Consider the following 14,567-nt stretch of genomic DNA (forward strand, 5'->3'; position numbering starts at 1 on the left):
CTCCCCCTCCACGCAGCCGACGACCGCCGCCCCCTTACCCACGGAGGCCGCCGGCGCCCAGGAGGAGTCCGCCGCGGCCCGAGACCCCGCCCCGCCGACACTGCGCCGCGGCGACCGGGGCTCCGAGGTGGTCGAGCTGGAACTGCGCCTGACCCAACTCGGCGTCTACACGAGGGAGGCCGGGGGCAGCTACGACGAGGGCGTCGAGGACGCGGTGAACAGGTACCAGTGGGCGCGGGGAGTGCAGCCGGAGGAGTACGGGGTGTACGACCTGGTGACGCGGGAGAGGCTGGAGTCGGAGACGACCGAACCGTGACGCCGCGCTGGGCTGAACCCGCTCGCCCAAGAGCTCGGGGCTTTGGGTTCGATGGCGGCTGCGGGTCGCCTGTGGCTGGTCGCGCAGTTCCCCGCGCCCCTGAGGTCGGCCTCGCGGCCGCCAACCCAGGGGCGCGGGGAACTGCGCGAGCAACCCGATACGACCCGCAGCCGCCATCGAACCCGCACCCCCGAGCTCTCAGGCGATGACCAACCGAACCCCGCCATCCCCCGCCGCCTCGACCCGAACCTGCCGCAAGTCCCTCACCAGCACATCCGGCCCATGCGTCCCGGCCCTCGCCCCGACCCCCACGACCCGCATCCCCGCGGAGCGCCCCGCCTGAATCCCCGCCGCCGAGTCCTCGAACACCACACAGTCCTCCGGCGCGACCCCCAACTCGGCCGCCCCCTTCAGAAAGCCCTCCGGGTCCGGCTTGCTCGCGCCCACCGACTCCGCGGTGACCCGCACATCCGGCAGCTCCAGCCCGGCGGCAGCCATCCGCGCCGTGGACAGCGGAACATCGGCCGACGTCACCAGCGCATGCGCCAGCCCCCGCTCCCGCAGCGAGGCCAGGAACTCCGGCGCCCCCGGAATCGGCACCACGCCCGCCACGTCCGCCGTCTCCTCGGCGAGCATGCGGGCGTTGTCCGCGTGGTTCTGCTCCATCGGCCGGTCGGGCAGCAGCAGGGCCATCGAGGCGTACCCCTGCCGTCCGTGTACGACCTTCATCACCTCGTCGCCGTCCAGCCCGTGCCGTTCGGACCAGCGTCGCCAGATCCGTTCCACGGCGGCGTCCGAGTTGACGAGGGTGCCGTCCATGTCGAGCAGCAGGGCACGAGCGGTGAGGACGGTGGCCGGCATCAGCAGCTCCAGGGCGAGGGGCGCGGGGGTACAGGGGTGCCCCCGGGAGGAACAAGGTGGTCCCGCCCGCCGGTCAGGGAAAACGGGCGGGAGCCACTTTGTTCCTCCACGGTACAAAACCGATCCCGATCGCGCCACCACCTCCAGAAACCGTTCACCGACAGTTCAGCTCGCAGCCGGTCCGCCCCGCCCTCACCCGGCGACCGCCTCCCACAGGCTCCACACCCCGAGCCCGAGCATCAGCAACGCCGCCACCTTGGTGATCAGCCGCAACGGCACCCGCCGCATCAGCGCCTTCCCGCCGACGATCCCGAGCCCCGCCACGGCCCACAGCGCCAGCACCGCGCCGATGCCGACCGACAGCGGATCGTCGTAGCGGGCCGCGAGGTTCGCCGTCATGATCTGCGTCAGATCCCCGAACTCGGCGACGAGGATGAGCATGAACCCGGCCCCGGACACCTTCCAGAAGGACTGGTTCTCCGGCTTGCGGATCTCCTCCTCGCCCTCGCCCTTCTTCATGAGGAGCACCGCCGCGCCCCCCAGGAAGAGCACGCCGGTCACGGCGTGCACGATCTGCTGCGGCAGCAGCGTGAGCACGCTGCCGGCGGCCACGGCGAGGGCGACATGCAGCGCGAACGCGGCGGCGACGCCGGCGAAGACGTAGGAGGCGCGATAGCGCGTGCCGAGGACGAGCCCGGCGAGTGCGGTCTTGTCGGGCAGTTCGGCGAGGAAGACGACGCCGAAGACGACGGCCGTCACGGTGAAGCTGATCAAGGTTCCTCAATCGGTCGGGGCTGCCCCACCGAGAGCGATGCTGCACTGCGACTGCGCTGCGACACCTCGGCACGGCAGCACACGTGGGCACCCGCGCCATGCGGCACGGGCGTGCACTGCTTGCCGAAGGTCTCGCTGGCCGACCTCGTGAACGAGGTCCGCCTCCGGGCGCCGGCTCAGACGAGCTGAGCAGTATGTCGACGGTCCGGCGAAGAGCTACTCCCCTTCTGCACGGCCCATCGTACGGGACGCCCTCGGCCGACTCACAGGAAGAAAGTCCCGCACTCAACCTTGTCGTGTCATGCACGCGTCATTAGTTTCTTACCCGACGCACACCTCCCCGCAACGCGGCGCGGCGAGCATTCCATCGCTCGCACGCCAACACCCCCACCTCCCAAGGGAGTTCGCATGTCGAAGTTCTACGCGCGTCGACGGGTCAGCATACTCGCGGCCCTCAGCGGCCTCATAGCCTCCGTCGCCCTTTTCAACGCCCCGACCGCCTCCGCCGCGCTCCCCACCCCCGTCAGCGGCGCCACCGCCCGCGGCTATCTGGCCGAGCTCACCGTGGCCACCGAGGACCGCACCGGCTACGACCGCGACCTCTTCCCGCACTGGATCACCCAGTCCGGCGCCTGCAACACCCGCGAGACGGTCCTCAAGCGCGACGGCTCGGGCGTCGTGACCGACTCGTCCTGCGCCGCCACCAGCGGCAGCTGGTACTCCCCGTACGACGGCGCCACCTGGACCGCCGCCTCCGACGTCGACATCGACCACCTGGTCCCGCTGGCCGAGGCCTGGGACTCCGGTGCCGACAGCTGGACCACCTCCCGGCGCCAGTCGTTCGCCAACGACCTGACCCGCCCGCAGCTGATCGCGGTCACCGACAACGTCAACCAGGCCAAGGGCGACCAGGACCCGGCCACCTGGATGCCGTCGCGCTCGGACTACCGCTGCACGTACGTCCGCGCCTGGGTCCAGGTGAAGTACTACTACGACCTCTCGGTCGACTCGGCGGAGAAGTCCGCCCTCACGAACTACCTCGCGAGCTGCTGACCGCACCGGCCGGGACCGCCGGAGTTCGGCAAACCGTGACCTGCGGAACCTCCCCGCCCACCTCCGTCGTTCCGTACCGTACGGGGCGACGGAGGAGGGCGATCACGTGGCCGAACTGCGCCTTGGACCACTGCTGAGGTATGCCGACGGCTCGTCCGCGACCGTGTGGGTCGAGGCGAGCCGTCCGTGCACCGCCGAGGTGCGAGGCGCGGACGGCGCCCGCGGTACCTCCCGCACCTTCCAGATCGCGGGCCACCACTACGCCCTGATCCCGGTGAGCGGCCTGGCTCCGGGATCCTCGGAGGCCTACGAGGTCCTCCTCGACGGCACACGCGTGTGGCCGCTGCCCGACAGCCCGTTCCCGCCCTCCGTCATCCGCACCCCCGCCGAGGGCGACACGGTCCGGCTCGCCTTCGGCTCCTGCCGCTGGGCCGCGCCGCCGGCCGACGAGGAGGATCCGGTCGGCCCGGACGCCCTGGACACCCTGGCCGCCCGGATCGCGGCCGACCCGGCTGGCGAGCGGCCGGACGTGCTGGTCCTGCTGGGCGACCAGGTGTACGCCGACGAGACCTCCAAGGCGACCAGACGCTGGCTGGCCGCCCGGCGCGACCTGCGCGAGCCGCCGGGCGACGAGGTCGCGGACTACGAGGAGTACACCCGGCTCTACTACGAGTCCTGGCTCGACCCGGAGGTGCGCTGGCTGCTCTCCACCGTGCCCAGCTGCATGATCTTCGATGATCATGATGTCGCCGACGACTGGAACACCTCCGCCGCCTGGCTCGCCGACATGCGGGCCACGCCGTGGTGGCGGGAGCGGCTGCTGAGCGGGCTGATGTCGTACTGGGTGCACCAGCACCTGGGCAACCTCCCCCCGGGCGAGCTGGCCGCGGACCCGCTCTACGCCGCCGTACGCGAAACGCCCGACGGCACCGACCTGTTGCGCTCCTTCGCCTGCGCGGCGGACGCCGACCCCGCCTCCGTCCGCTGGAGCTACCGGCGCGACTTCGGCCGCGTACGGCTGCTGATGGTGGACACGAGGGCGGCCCGGGTCCTGGACGAGGGCGCGCGCTCGATGCTCAACCCGGGCGAGGCCCGCTGGCTGCGCGAGCAGGCCCTGGACGCCCCCGGCTCCTACGACCACCTCCTCATCGGTACGTCCCTCCCCTGGCTGCTGCCGCACCTGGTGCACGACGCCGAGGCGTGGAACGCGGCCCTGTGCCGGGGCGAGCGCGGGGAGCGGTGGGCGCGGTTCGGGGAGAACCTGCGGCGGCGGGCTGACCTGGAGCACTGGGCGGCGTTCCCGTCGTCGTTCGACGCCCTGGCAGCGCTGATCGCCGAGGCCGGGTCGGGCGCGCAGGCTCCGGCGACGGTGTGTGTGCTGTCGGGCGACGTCCACCACGCCTACGTGGCCGAACCGACCTGGCCGACCGGCACGGGCCCAGCCGCCCGCGTCTTCCAACTGACCTGCTCCCCCGTCCACAACGCCATCCCCCTGGCCATCCGGCTCGGCTTCCGCTTCGGCTGGAGCGGGCTCGCCCGGGGGCTGGGGCGCCGGTTTGCCGGGCACGGGGGCTGTCCACGTCCGCCGATCGACTGGCGCCGCACGGGCGGGCCCTGGTTCGGCAACCAGCTGATGACCCTGACGCTGAGGGGCCGTTCGGCGCGGCTGCGGCTGGAGCAGGCGCGGGGCGCTGCGCGGGGCGCTGCGCGGCTTCGGGCGGTGGCGGAGGTGGAGCTTTCGTCGTGAGGGTGCGGTGCGGGCCGGTCGCCTGAGAGCTCGGGGGTGGCGGTGCGTTGGCGGGTGCGGGCTGTGTGTGGCTGGTCGCGCAGTTCCCCGCGCCCCTGGGTGGGCGCCCGCGAGGCCGACCTTTTAGGGGCGCGGGGCTGTATCAATGTGCGGCTCCGCCGCGTGGGCGCGACCAGCCACACACGACCCGCAGCCGCCGAACCCAAATCCCCCCGAACCCACCGAGGAGTCTGTGATGCTCGTGATGCATCCCACACTCACACACCCCAGGGCTCGGCCAGCCCCACTCCCGACGGCATGATGAGCCGGACCGTCCGCTTCCGTCCGACGGTTCGCTCCGATGCGCCCCATACGCCCGGGAGTCACCCTCTTGACCGCACCGACCTCCGTACCGACCCCGGAGCCCCCCACGGTCTCCCTCGCCGTGGTCGGCGCCGGCCCCCGGGGCACCAGCGCCCTGGAACGTCTCTGCGCCTCGGCTCCCGAACTCCTCCCGCCCGGGACGCGTCTCACGGTTCACGTCGTCGACCCGGCCCCACCCGGGCCCGGGCGCGTGTGGCGGACGGCGCAGTCGCCCGAGTTGCTGATGAACACGGTGGCGTCGCAGGTCACGCTGTTCACCGACGACAGCGTGGACTGCTCGGGCCCGATCCGGCCCGGCCCCAGCCTGTACGACTGGGCGGCGGGCGACCTGGGTCCGGACGAGTATCCGACGCGCGCCCACTACGGCCGGTACCTGGAGTGGGTGTTCGCGCGGGTCGTGCGCGAGGCGCCCCCCGCGCTCCGCGTGGAGACGTACGCCGCACGCGCGGTACGGCTCGACGACGCACCCGACGGCAGCCAGGTCCTCACCCTCGACGACGGCCGTGTCCTGCCCGGCCTGGCGGCCGTGGTGCTGGCCCAGGGGCATCTGCCGACGGCCGCCGACGCGACACAGCGCCGCCTCGCGTCCTACGCCGAACGCCACGGTCTGTGCTACGTGGCCCCCGCGAACCCGGCCGACGTCGACCTGTCCTGCGTGCCCCCCGGCGAACCGGTGCTGTTGCGCGGCCTCGGCCTCAACTTCTTCGACCACATGGCCCTGTTGACGACGGGCCGCGGCGGACGCTTCGTACCGGACGCCCGGGGGCTGCGCTATCTCCCCTCCGGCAACGAGCCGCTCCTGTACGCCGGTTCGCGGCGCGGCATCCCGTACCAGGCGCGCGGCGACAACGCGAAGGGGCCCTACGGTCGCCATCTCCCGCTCGTCCTGACGCCCGAGGTGATCGCCGGTTTCCGCAAGCGGACGGACTCGGGTGAGGCGCCGGACTTCCTGGCGGAGATATGGCCGTTGGTGGCGAAGGAGGTGGAGGCGGTGTACTACGCGGCGCTGATACCGCTGCCCGCGCGTCCACCGGGGACCCGGCGCCCCGGGTTCATCGAGCGCTTTCTCGCCGTCCCGCACGGCGCCCCCCAAGAGGCCGACCTGCTCGCGGAGTTCGGTGTAGCGGAGCACGAGCGCTTCTGCTGGGACCGGATCTCCCGGCCGTACGCGGGACGCGACTTCGCTGATCCCGGGCAGTGGCGCGACTGGCTGCTGGCGTATCTGCGCGAGGACGCCGCGCAGGCCGCCCGGGGCAATGTGCACGGTCCGCTGAAGGCGGCCCTCGACGTGCTGCGCGACCTGCGCAACGAACTCCGTCTGATCGTCGACCACGGCGGCCTCACCGGCGCCTCCCGCCGCGACCACCTGGACCGCTGGTACACCCCGCTCAACGCCTTCCTGTCCATCGGGCCGCCCCGGCGCCGGGTGGAGGAGCTGGTGGCCCTGGTGGAGGCGGGGGTCGTGGAGGTGCTCGGACCTCGGCTGGAGGTGCGGGAGGAGGACGGGGCGTGGGTGGCGTGCTCGCCGGAGGTGCCGGGTTCGGCGGTGCGGGCGACGACTCTCGTCGAGGCTCGGCTGCCGGAACCCGACGTACGCCGGAGCGCCGACGACCTGCTGGCCCGGCTGCTGAAGAGAGGGCAGTGCCGCCCGCACACCGTCGACGGTCATGAAACGGGCGGGGTGGACGTGACACAGCGCCCGTACCGTCTGATCGACCGCCAGGGGCGGGCGCACGCAAGGCGGTTCGCGTTCGGTGTGCCTACGGAGGGTGTGCACTGGGTGACGGCGGCGGGGGCGCGGCCGGGTGTGGATTCGGTCACGCTTTCGGACGCCGACGCGGTGGCGAGAGCGGCGCTACGTGCGGTTGCTTCCGGGGCGGACGGGAATGCCGATGCCGAAACCTGGCCAAATGTTGAACTTGCAAGTGTTGATTAGCGCTACCTAACGTGGGGCTTACCGATCAGTACACGTCCCCACACCGTTCCTCACAGGGACCGGTAAACCTCAGACCGAGGGAGTCCCCCCAAATGACCGGACGCCTCAACAGCGCCCAGCCGTATGCCATCGGCCTGTTCCGCATAGTCGTCGGCCTGCTCTTCGCCTGCCACGGCGCCAGCAAGCTCTTCGGCACCTTCGGAGGCGAGACCGTCGAGGCCGGCACCTGGCCCGGTTGGTACGCCGCCGTGATCGAGCTCGTCGGCGGCAGTCTGGTCCTGCTCGGCCTCGGCACCCGCGCCGCGGCGTTCATCTCCTCCGGCGCCATGGCGTACGCGTACTTCAAGGTCCACCAGCCGCAGGCCCTGTGGCCCATCGAGAACAGCGGCGAAGGTGCCGCCATGTACTGCTGGGCCATGTTCCTGCTGATCTTCACGGGCTCCGGCGCGTTCGGGCTGGACCGCCTGTTCGCCAAGCGCTCCGAGGCGCAGAGCCGGACGGCGGCCGACAAGACGCCGGTGGCGGCCTGACGCCCGGTGCTGCCTGACGGCGGTGTCGCCCTGACGGGGCTCCGCCCTTGAACGACGGCGCCCGCACCCGCGCGGCTCACGCGGGTGCGGGCGCCGCTCTTCGCCCGGCCCACGGGCAGCCGGGTGAAGATGCTGTGCCGAACACACGAGCCCCCGATGAATCTCCTGTCCCACCCCCCGCGTACGCTGTATGGCTGTCATAGGCCGCACCCTGCCGCTCCCCCGCGACGTCGCGGCACGGCACGGACTGGCCACGGGGGAACGGGGAGTTGCGGTGCTCGAGGGTCTCGAGGACATGGGTTCGCTGACGGCGGCCCCGTGGATCTACGTGGTCGTAGGACTGTCGGTCCTGCTGGACGTGTTCGTCCCCGTCCTGCCCAGCGGTGTCCTGGTGATCACGGCCGCGACGGCGGCGGCCGCGGGGACGGGTGCCGCGACCGGTCAGGTCCCCGGCGAGGTCCCCGACATCCTGGCCCTGACCCTCTGCGCGGCGACCGCCTCCGTCCTGGGTGACCTGGTCGCCTACCGCCTCGCCTGGCGCGGCGGCGCCCGCCTGGACCGCGCGATTGCCCGCTCCCGCCGCCTCACATCAGCGCAGGAACGTCTCGGCACGGCCCTCGCCCGAGGCGGCGGCGCCCTGGTCGTCCTGGCCCGCTTCGCCCCCGCGGGCCGCTCGGTGGTCTCCCTCAGCGCCGGTGCCAGCCGCCGCAGCCCCCGCGACTTCCTCCCCTGGTCGGCCCTGGCCGGCCTGACCTGGGCCACCTACAGCGTGGCCCTCGGCTACTTCGGCGCCCAATGGCTGGGCGCGACCTGGCTGGCCACGGCCGTCTCGGTCGCGGCACTGTTCGCGGCGGGGGCGGGGGCCACGTACCTGATGCGCCGGACACCGGCGTAGCCGCTCCGCTCAGGGCGCGGGCCTGGGCGGGCGTCCGCTTCGGCGGCGGGAACGGCCGGCGCGGTGGCGCCGCTTGCCCGGGCCGGCCTACGTGACCGCCCTGCTGTAGTGACCGGGGCCGGCGCGGGTCTCCTGCTCGTGCTCCCTGCTCCTGCTTCTGCTTCTGCTTCTGCTTCTGCTTCTGCTGCGATGACGGCCGGAAGCCTGAGCGCGCGGTCGTACCCTGTGGTGCCCATACGCCGGTCCAGCCGCCCAATGCGGTGGTCCAGGCGGGCCGGGCCGTCGACCGAGAACGCGGGAAGCCGACGCGGACGCCCGTCGTGACTACGGGCCGCAAGCCCGCGGTTGCCCGGAGCGGGTGCCCTGGTCCGCTTCGACCGTGGTGGTCGCGCATCGGACCCGACGCACCCGTCCTGCGCGGCCGGGCAGGGCGGCCCAGCGGGGCGGCCGTACACGCCGGTCCTCCCGGTGGGCGGCCTCCCTCGCCGGTAAAGCCGCACGGCAGGACCACGCACCCCGGCGACGCGCCCGCCGACGTACGGCCCCGCATCCCTCCCGTTGCCCTACCCGGCCTTGCGCGCCACCGCGGCGGACCCCCGCACCTCCAGCCCATCGAGCAGGTCGGCCGTGGCGGCCGCGATCACGTCGACGGCGCGGTCGAAGACCTCCCGGTTGTGTGCGGCCGGGGCGCGGAAGCCGGAGACCTTGCGGACGTACTGGAGGGCGGCGGCTCGGATCTCTTCCTCTGTCGCCTCTTCGGGCAGTACGGGCGGACGAAGTGTCTTGATACTGCGGCACATGGTGAACAGTCTCCCTCGGGGAGGGCCTCGTCTGCCATGATCACGCCGAGGCGGCCACCGCAGACGGGGCCGACCGACGAGAGGAATCGCAATGACGGCGCAACGCATGACGGCGCGAGAGACCACCGCGAACGACCGGCTCACCGTGGCGGTGCTGGGCCCGGGCGGCATCGGCGGCCTGCTCGCCGCGCTGCTGTCCAGGTCCGGCCACCGCGTCGTGTGCCTGGGCGGTGACGAGACGGCCGAGGCCCTGCGGACGAACGGAATCCAGGTCCGCAGCGCCCACTTCGGGGACTTCACCGCCCAGGTCGAGGCGGACACCGAGCTCCGTGAACCGGTCGACGCCTGCCTGATCGCGGTGAAGGCCACCGCCCTGGACGCGGCCCTGACCCGTGTCCCGCCCACCGCACTCGGCGACGACGCCCTGATCGTCCCGTTCCTGAACGGCGTGGAACACCCGGCGGCCCTCCGCACCCGCTACCGCCCGGACCGTGTCGCCCCCGCCGTCATCCGCGCCGAGTCGACCCGGGTCGCCCCGGGGCATATCGAACACGCCAGCCCCTTCGCCGAGATCGACCTCACCGGCGACACGGTCCCCCGCGACCGCCTCGACGCCCTGGCGCAAGCCCTCGACACGGCCGGCCCCACCACCCGCGTCCTCCCCGACGAGACGGCGGCTCTCTGGGCGAAGATGTCCTTCCTGGCCCCCTTCGCCCTGCTGACCACCCGCCATGCCCTCCCCCTCGGCGACGTACGCACCCACCACCGCGAGCAGTTGACGTCCCTGGTCGAGGAGACGGCCGCCGTCAGCCGCGCCTGCGGCGGCCCCGCGGACCCGGCCCAGGCCCTCGCCCGCTACGACGCCTTCCCCCCGGGCACGAAGTCGTCGATGCAGCGCGACGCCGAGGCAGGCCGACCCCTCGAACTGGACGCCATCGGCGGCGCGTTGCTGCGCGCGGCGGAGCACCATGGGATTCCCACGCCCGTGACGACCGGCCTGGTGCGTGAGTTGAGGGAAGCCGGCCACTAGGCCCTGTCGTCGGCTGGGCTCGGGTGAGCCTCCCGTTCACCCGCCCACACACCCGTTCGCATGAACCACCCCAACAAGCTCGCCACCCAAAATCGAACAGGCGTAGCATTGGCTCGTGGCTACGCCCTATGACTTTCCGAGTGACCTGCTCGCCGGTCAGGAGGAGCTGCATCAGGTCCGGGCCGAGCTGTCGGCCCTGCTGAAGCGGCTCCCCTGGTCGGTCGTACCCCTGGACGCCTTCAGCGACGACAACGGCTGGCGCAAGGTCGAGCGCCCCGCCTCCCCCGGCTGGACGGAGGACGAACAGGCCCAGGTGGAGAAGCTCCGCCGCCGCGAACACGAACTCGCGATCTTCATCAGCGGCCACCGCTACTGGTCGGAACTGGCCGGAGCCGAACGCGTGGACGCCCGCTCACAGCTGAAGCACGCCCATGGGGCGTCGGCGCCGCGGGAGAGCTGAGAACGCGAAGGACCCCGGCCGCGAGCGGCGGGGTCCTCTACCGCGGTGGGCGCGGACGGTTTCGAACCGCCGACATCCTGCTTGTAAGGCAGGCGCTCTACCCCTGAGCTACGCACCCGAGAACGAGTCGACAGCCTACCTTGCCAGGGGCCATGTCCCGCAAACCCGTATCGATGCCGTCCTGGGGTTATCCCCACCTCGGATCCGGGAGCGGCCCGGATCCCCACCGGTCTCCCGGATCCGTACGGTCGAACCACCATCCGAATCCTGGGCCCTGAAGGGCAGGTCTCAGGGAGTCTCAGGGGGAGATCGTCATGGCCCGTACCGTTGCCGTCCGCGCTGTCGCCGCCGTCGGAGCCGTCGTGGCGCTCGTCGGGGGGCTTGCCGCGTGTGGGGCCTCTGCCGGGGACGACAAGGAACCCGAGCACCGGTCCTTCGCGCTGGAGGGGCGGACGCTGACCGTGGACTCCGACGACTCGGCGTTGGAGATCGTCGCCGCCGACGGGAACAAGGCGGGCACGGTCGAGGTGACGCGGTGGTTCCAGGGGTCGGTCGCGATCGGCTCGGCCCCCAAGGTGACGTGGTCGATGGAGGACGACCGGCTGGTGCTGCGGGAGAAGTGCTCGGGCATGATCGCGAACTGCTCGACGAAGCACCGCATCAAGGTGCCGCACGGCATCACCGTGAAGGTGCAGGACGGGGACGGGAGTGTGCGGGCACGGGGGTTCCGGGACGCGTTGAGCGTGCGGACGGGGGACGGGTCGGTGCGGGTCACCGACTCCAGCGGGCCGCTGGATCTGCGGACGGGCGACGGTTCCGTACGGGTCTTGGACGTGTCCTCGCGCACGGTGAAGGCGCGGACCGGTGACGGCTCGATCCGGCTCGAACTCGGCACCGTGCCGGATCTGGTGGAGACCCGCAGCGGCGACGGCTCGGTGACGGTCGAGCTGCCCCGGTCGACGTACGACGTGACGACCGAGACCGGCGACGGGGCGGTCGACGTGTCCGTGCCCCGGGACAACACCAGCCCGCACGAGGTCTCCGCGCGTACCGGCGACGGAAAAGTCACGGTGCGAACCGCGAACTAACCGGCCCGTGTGTTCGTCCTAAACCGGTGGGAGAATGAACCGGGCAGGGTGAATGACAGCACGGGAGAGGGATGTGACGGCGACACCTCCGCAGCCGAACTCGCCGTCAGCGCCGGGCGCGCAGGCCGACCCGGAGTGCATGCGGGGCGCCACCGTCCGCCGTGCCCCGCACGGCACCCGCCGCGCCCTCCGGGACACCCTCGCCCTCGCCGCCCTCCCCCTCCTCGCCGCCCTCGCCCTGCCCGCCGCGTTCGCCGGCGGCGGCACCCGGCGCTGGTTCGGTGGGCGGGCCGAGAGCCAGCGGGCCGAGGCGCAGGCAGCGAAGGATGCCGCGGCGGCCGCGTTCTACGAGCTGGACACCGCCCAGCGCGATCTGCGGATCTCGATCGAGACGATCACGGCCGTCGACGACTCCCCGGCCGCCCGCCGGGCGATCACCGACTTCGAGGCGCTCGGCCGGCGTATCGACGAGGTCAGCCACCAGTACATCCAGGCCGTCGACGCCCACGACCTCGACCGCGACGACCTCGAGGCCTCGGTCGCCGCCCGGGCCCGTGGCGAGCTGACCAAGGCCAAGGACGACCTCGACAACGTCAAGCGGGAGCTGGAGCGGTTCACCGACGGGCTGGGGCCGCTGCTCGGCAAGGCCGAGACCCAGCTGGCCCGCCTCGCCCCGGCCGTCGAGCGTGCCCGGCAGGGCCTGCTGGCCGCCTCGAACGCGCTGGACGCCGTACGGGCATCCGGGCTGCGGGCGGACGACCTCGCGGCGCGGCTCGCGGCGCTCGCTCCGGAGCTGACCAAGCTGAACCAGGGTGCCGGGCAGCATGGCGTCCCGCAGACCCTGGAGCGTGCCGAGCGGGTCGCGCGGGAGGCGGGAGCGGTCCGGGCGGAGGCCGAGCGGCTGCCGGAGAGGGCCGCCGAGATCGATCACCGGCTGGTGTCGCTGCGTACGCGCGCGCAGGCGCTGACCACGCGTGCCGGGCAGGTGGAGCCGGTGCTGAGCGAGCTGCGGCGGCGGTTCACGGTGGCCTGCTGGCAGGACCTTCAGGGGGTGCCGGACGGGGCCGCGGAGAACGTACGCCAGGCCGAGCTGAAGCTGAAGGAGGCGCAGGCCGCGCGGGACGAGCAGCGCTGGCCGGACGCCACCGCGCTGCTGTCGACGGTGCGGGCGCTGCTGAACAGCACCGACGAGTCGGTGTCGGCGGCCGGTGACCGGCTGCGGCGGCTGAACGCCGTACAGAAGGATCCGCAGCAGGAGATCGACCGGACGCGGTTCGCGATCCGGGACGCCCAGCGGCTGGCGATGGCCGGGCGGAACACCCCCGATCCGCGGCACGCGCGCCCGCTGGACGACTCGGTCGCCCGGCTGGAGCGGGCGACCGGCACGCTGGAGGGGCGTCACCCGGACTACTGGCACTTCCTGACCGAGGCGGAGGCGGTACGGCGGACGGTGGCCCGGGTCGTCGCCCAGATCCGCGAGGAGCGCGGGGCCGGGCACTGAGCCGTGCGGCCGTACCGCCTCCGTCCCGGGATGGTCAGGTGCGGTAGGCGTAGTAGGCGGCGTTCGGGTCCGACGCGATGACGCTCGCCAGCGAACGCCGGTAGGTGTTCGTGGAGTGGTACGTCAGATACGGCATGCCCTGCGGGCTGCGGTAGGTGACGATCATCGTGTGGTCCTTGGAGCCGTTCTTGTCGAAGTCCATCTGGAGCACGTCGCCGAGGTCCATCTGGTAGACGTTGGCGAGGCCGGTCGTCCGCTTGGAGTTCTGGGCGAACCAGGACCATTCGTTGACGCCGACGAACGAGTGCGACTGGATCTCGGCGTTGCCGAACCACTTCGTGTAGTCGTAGACGTAGCCGGGCGCGTGCTTCCAGCCGCCGGCCTTCAGGGCCTGGCTGACGAAGTTGGTGCAGTCGCCGCCCGCGCCCTCGCCGTTGAAGTCGGGGTAGTCCTTGTTGTAGTTCCTCCAGTACCTCTCCGCGTACGACGCCATGCCCTTGTAGTCCAGGGCCGTACCGGTGAGGGTCTTGGGCCTGGCCGGGGCGGGGTAGGTGGTCGCGGCGCGCGGGGCGGACGGCATGGTGTCGTCCACGGTGGGTGCCTTCGGCGCCTTCACGGACGGCTTGGCGGGGGTGTTCACCGCGATGCCCCGGCCGGTGTCGCGGATGCCGGTCAGCTGCCAGTCGCCGTGGCGGTCGGCGGTGAAGGTGAGCTCGTGGCGGGCCTGGAAGCCGGTGGTCGTCGGCTCGTCGCCGCGGACCTCGGCGTAGGTCAGGGTCGTGGTCTCGGTGACGGTGGCCCGGGCCGTACGGCCCGTCACGCGGGTGGCGTCCAGGGTGACGGCGGTGTCGGCCTCGCGGTACCTCTCGCCGAGCCGCGCGAGCAGGTCCTTGCGCCGGTCCAGCGCGGACAGGGCGGTGTCCTCGCCGCGGGCCACCCGGGAGGACAGGCGGACGTCACCGGAGAAGCCGTCGGTCAGCGGCTTCCGGCTCCGCTCGCCGTCGACCAGGGCCTGGGTGCGGTCGGTGAAGACCGCGTCCGCCAGCCGCTGGAAGGTGGCCCTGGTCGTGGCGTCCACCGTCGGGTCGTCGGCGACCGCGGCGCCGGCGCTGAAGGTGGGCAGCAGTGCCGCCGAGGCGGCGATCGAGACGACGGAGGCCGCGACTACGGTGGCGCGGCGGCGCGTACGGCTCGGTGTTCTTGATCTCACGGG

Annotated in this window: 14 protein-coding genes and 1 tRNA gene; 10 read left to right on the forward strand and 5 right to left on the reverse strand. The window is 72.5% G+C overall.

The features are described from left to right. A partial coding sequence (locus KUM44_RS03155; protein ID WP_254388977.1) for a peptidoglycan-binding protein occupies positions 1–316 on the forward strand: 316 nt, incomplete at its 5' end. A 198-nt stretch (positions 317–514) separates the two neighbouring features. Here the strand turns inward: KUM44_RS03155 and KUM44_RS03160 are convergent. Both KUM44_RS03160 and KUM44_RS03165 read right to left on the reverse strand, forming a co-directional pair. Continuing rightward, on the reverse strand, positions 515–1,177 hold the full coding sequence (locus KUM44_RS03160; RefSeq protein WP_217206078.1) for an HAD family hydrolase: 663 nt from the start codon (positions 1,175–1,177) through the stop codon (positions 515–517). 192 nt (positions 1,178–1,369) lie between these two features. Beyond that, on the reverse strand, positions 1,370–1,951 hold the full coding sequence (locus KUM44_RS03165) for a TMEM165/GDT1 family protein (protein WP_217206080.1): 582 nt from the start codon (positions 1,949–1,951) through the stop codon (positions 1,370–1,372). Positions 1,952–2,359: 408 nt separating this feature from the next. Here KUM44_RS03165 and KUM44_RS03170 point away from each other — a divergent pair, with 408 nt between their 5' ends. From KUM44_RS03170 to KUM44_RS03190, 5 genes are all read left to right on the forward strand, one after another. Then, complete coding sequence (locus KUM44_RS03170) at positions 2,360–3,004, forward strand: HNH endonuclease family protein (RefSeq protein ID WP_217206083.1); 645 nt, start codon at positions 2,360–2,362, stop codon at positions 3,002–3,004. Positions 3,005–3,110: 106 nt separating this feature from the next. After that, the gene (locus KUM44_RS03175) at positions 3,111–4,751 is read left to right on the forward strand and encodes an alkaline phosphatase D family protein (RefSeq protein WP_217206084.1); all 1,641 of its coding nucleotides are present in this window, start codon (positions 3,111–3,113) and stop codon (positions 4,749–4,751) included. A 340-nt stretch (positions 4,752–5,091) separates the two neighbouring features. After that, on the forward strand, positions 5,092–7,050 hold the full coding sequence (locus KUM44_RS03180; RefSeq protein ID WP_217206086.1) for an FAD/NAD(P)-binding protein: 1,959 nt from the start codon (positions 5,092–5,094) through the stop codon (positions 7,048–7,050). A gap of 92 nt (positions 7,051–7,142) precedes the next feature. After that, complete coding sequence (locus KUM44_RS03185) at positions 7,143–7,580, forward strand: DoxX family protein (RefSeq protein ID WP_217206088.1); 438 nt, start codon at positions 7,143–7,145, stop codon at positions 7,578–7,580. Positions 7,581–7,875: 295 nt separating this feature from the next. Further along, positions 7,876–8,475 (forward strand): VTT domain-containing protein, encoded by a 600-nt coding sequence (locus KUM44_RS03190; protein ID WP_217206213.1) that lies wholly within the window; start codon positions 7,876–7,878, stop codon positions 8,473–8,475. Between the two features lie 563 nt (positions 8,476–9,038). On the opposite strand, the gene KUM44_RS03195 is transcribed toward KUM44_RS03190, so the two are convergent. Beyond that, the gene (locus tag KUM44_RS03195; RefSeq protein WP_217206089.1) at positions 9,039–9,275 is read right to left on the reverse strand and encodes a DUF2277 domain-containing protein; all 237 of its coding nucleotides are present in this window, start codon (positions 9,273–9,275) and stop codon (positions 9,039–9,041) included. 91 nt (positions 9,276–9,366) lie between these two features. On the opposite strand from KUM44_RS03195, the gene KUM44_RS03200 reads away from it, so the two are divergent. Further along, complete coding sequence (locus KUM44_RS03200) at positions 9,367–10,305, forward strand: ketopantoate reductase family protein (protein WP_254388978.1); 939 nt, start codon at positions 9,367–9,369, stop codon at positions 10,303–10,305. Positions 10,306–10,420: 115 nt separating this feature from the next. Next, positions 10,421–10,765 carry a hypothetical protein gene (locus KUM44_RS03205; protein ID WP_217206091.1) on the forward strand — a complete coding sequence of 115 codons (345 nt, stop codon included), beginning with the start codon at positions 10,421–10,423 and terminating at the stop codon, positions 10,763–10,765. 46 nt (positions 10,766–10,811) lie between these two features. Here the strand turns inward: KUM44_RS03205 and KUM44_RS03210 are convergent. After that, a tRNA-Val gene (locus KUM44_RS03210) sits at positions 10,812–10,883 on the reverse strand. A 196-nt stretch (positions 10,884–11,079) separates the two neighbouring features. Between KUM44_RS03210 and KUM44_RS03215 the strand changes: the two genes are divergently transcribed. Together KUM44_RS03215 and KUM44_RS03220 are read left to right on the forward strand one after the other, a co-directional pair. After that, positions 11,080–11,853 carry a DUF4097 family beta strand repeat-containing protein gene (locus KUM44_RS03215; RefSeq protein WP_217206093.1) on the forward strand — a complete coding sequence of 258 codons (774 nt, stop codon included), beginning with the start codon at positions 11,080–11,082 and terminating at the stop codon, positions 11,851–11,853. 73 nt (positions 11,854–11,926) lie between these two features. Beyond that, positions 11,927–13,354 carry a hypothetical protein gene (locus KUM44_RS03220; RefSeq protein ID WP_217206094.1) on the forward strand — a complete coding sequence of 476 codons (1,428 nt, stop codon included), beginning with the start codon at positions 11,927–11,929 and terminating at the stop codon, positions 13,352–13,354. A gap of 34 nt (positions 13,355–13,388) precedes the next feature. On the opposite strand, the gene KUM44_RS03225 is transcribed toward KUM44_RS03220, so the two are convergent. Continuing rightward, entirely contained in the window at positions 13,389–14,564 is a 1,176-nt protein-coding gene (locus KUM44_RS03225; RefSeq protein ID WP_217206095.1) for an amidase domain-containing protein, read from the reverse strand. Positions 14,565–14,567 lie beyond the last annotated feature (3 nt).

It is taken from the genome of Streptomyces sp. AC550_RSS872 (assembly GCF_019049285.1).
Classification (GTDB): Bacteria; Actinomycetota; Actinomycetes; order Streptomycetales; family Streptomycetaceae; genus Streptomyces.

Bases quoted from the DNA above. Each gene is read 5' to 3' on its own strand.
- KUM44_RS03160 (WP_217206078.1), bottom strand. From the start codon at position 1,177: ATGCCGGCCACCGTCCTCACCGCTCGTGCCCTGCTGCTCGACATGGAC.
- KUM44_RS03170 (WP_217206083.1), top strand. From the start codon at position 2,360: ATGTCGAAGTTCTACGCGCGTCGACGGGTCAGCATACTCGCGGCCCTC.
- KUM44_RS03180 (WP_217206086.1), top strand. From the start codon at position 5,092: ATGCGCCCCATACGCCCGGGAGTCACCCTCTTGACCGCACCGACCTCC.
- KUM44_RS03185 (WP_217206088.1), top strand. From the start codon at position 7,143: ATGACCGGACGCCTCAACAGCGCCCAGCCGTATGCCATCGGCCTGTTC.
- KUM44_RS03190 (WP_217206213.1), top strand. From the start codon at position 7,876: ATGGGTTCGCTGACGGCGGCCCCGTGGATCTACGTGGTCGTAGGACTG.
- KUM44_RS03195 (WP_217206089.1), bottom strand. From the start codon at position 9,275: ATGTGCCGCAGTATCAAGACACTTCGTCCGCCCGTACTGCCCGAAGAG.
- KUM44_RS03200 (WP_254388978.1), top strand. From the start codon at position 9,367: ATGACGGCGCAACGCATGACGGCGCGAGAGACCACCGCGAACGACCGG.
- KUM44_RS03215 (WP_217206093.1), top strand. From the start codon at position 11,080: ATGGCCCGTACCGTTGCCGTCCGCGCTGTCGCCGCCGTCGGAGCCGTC.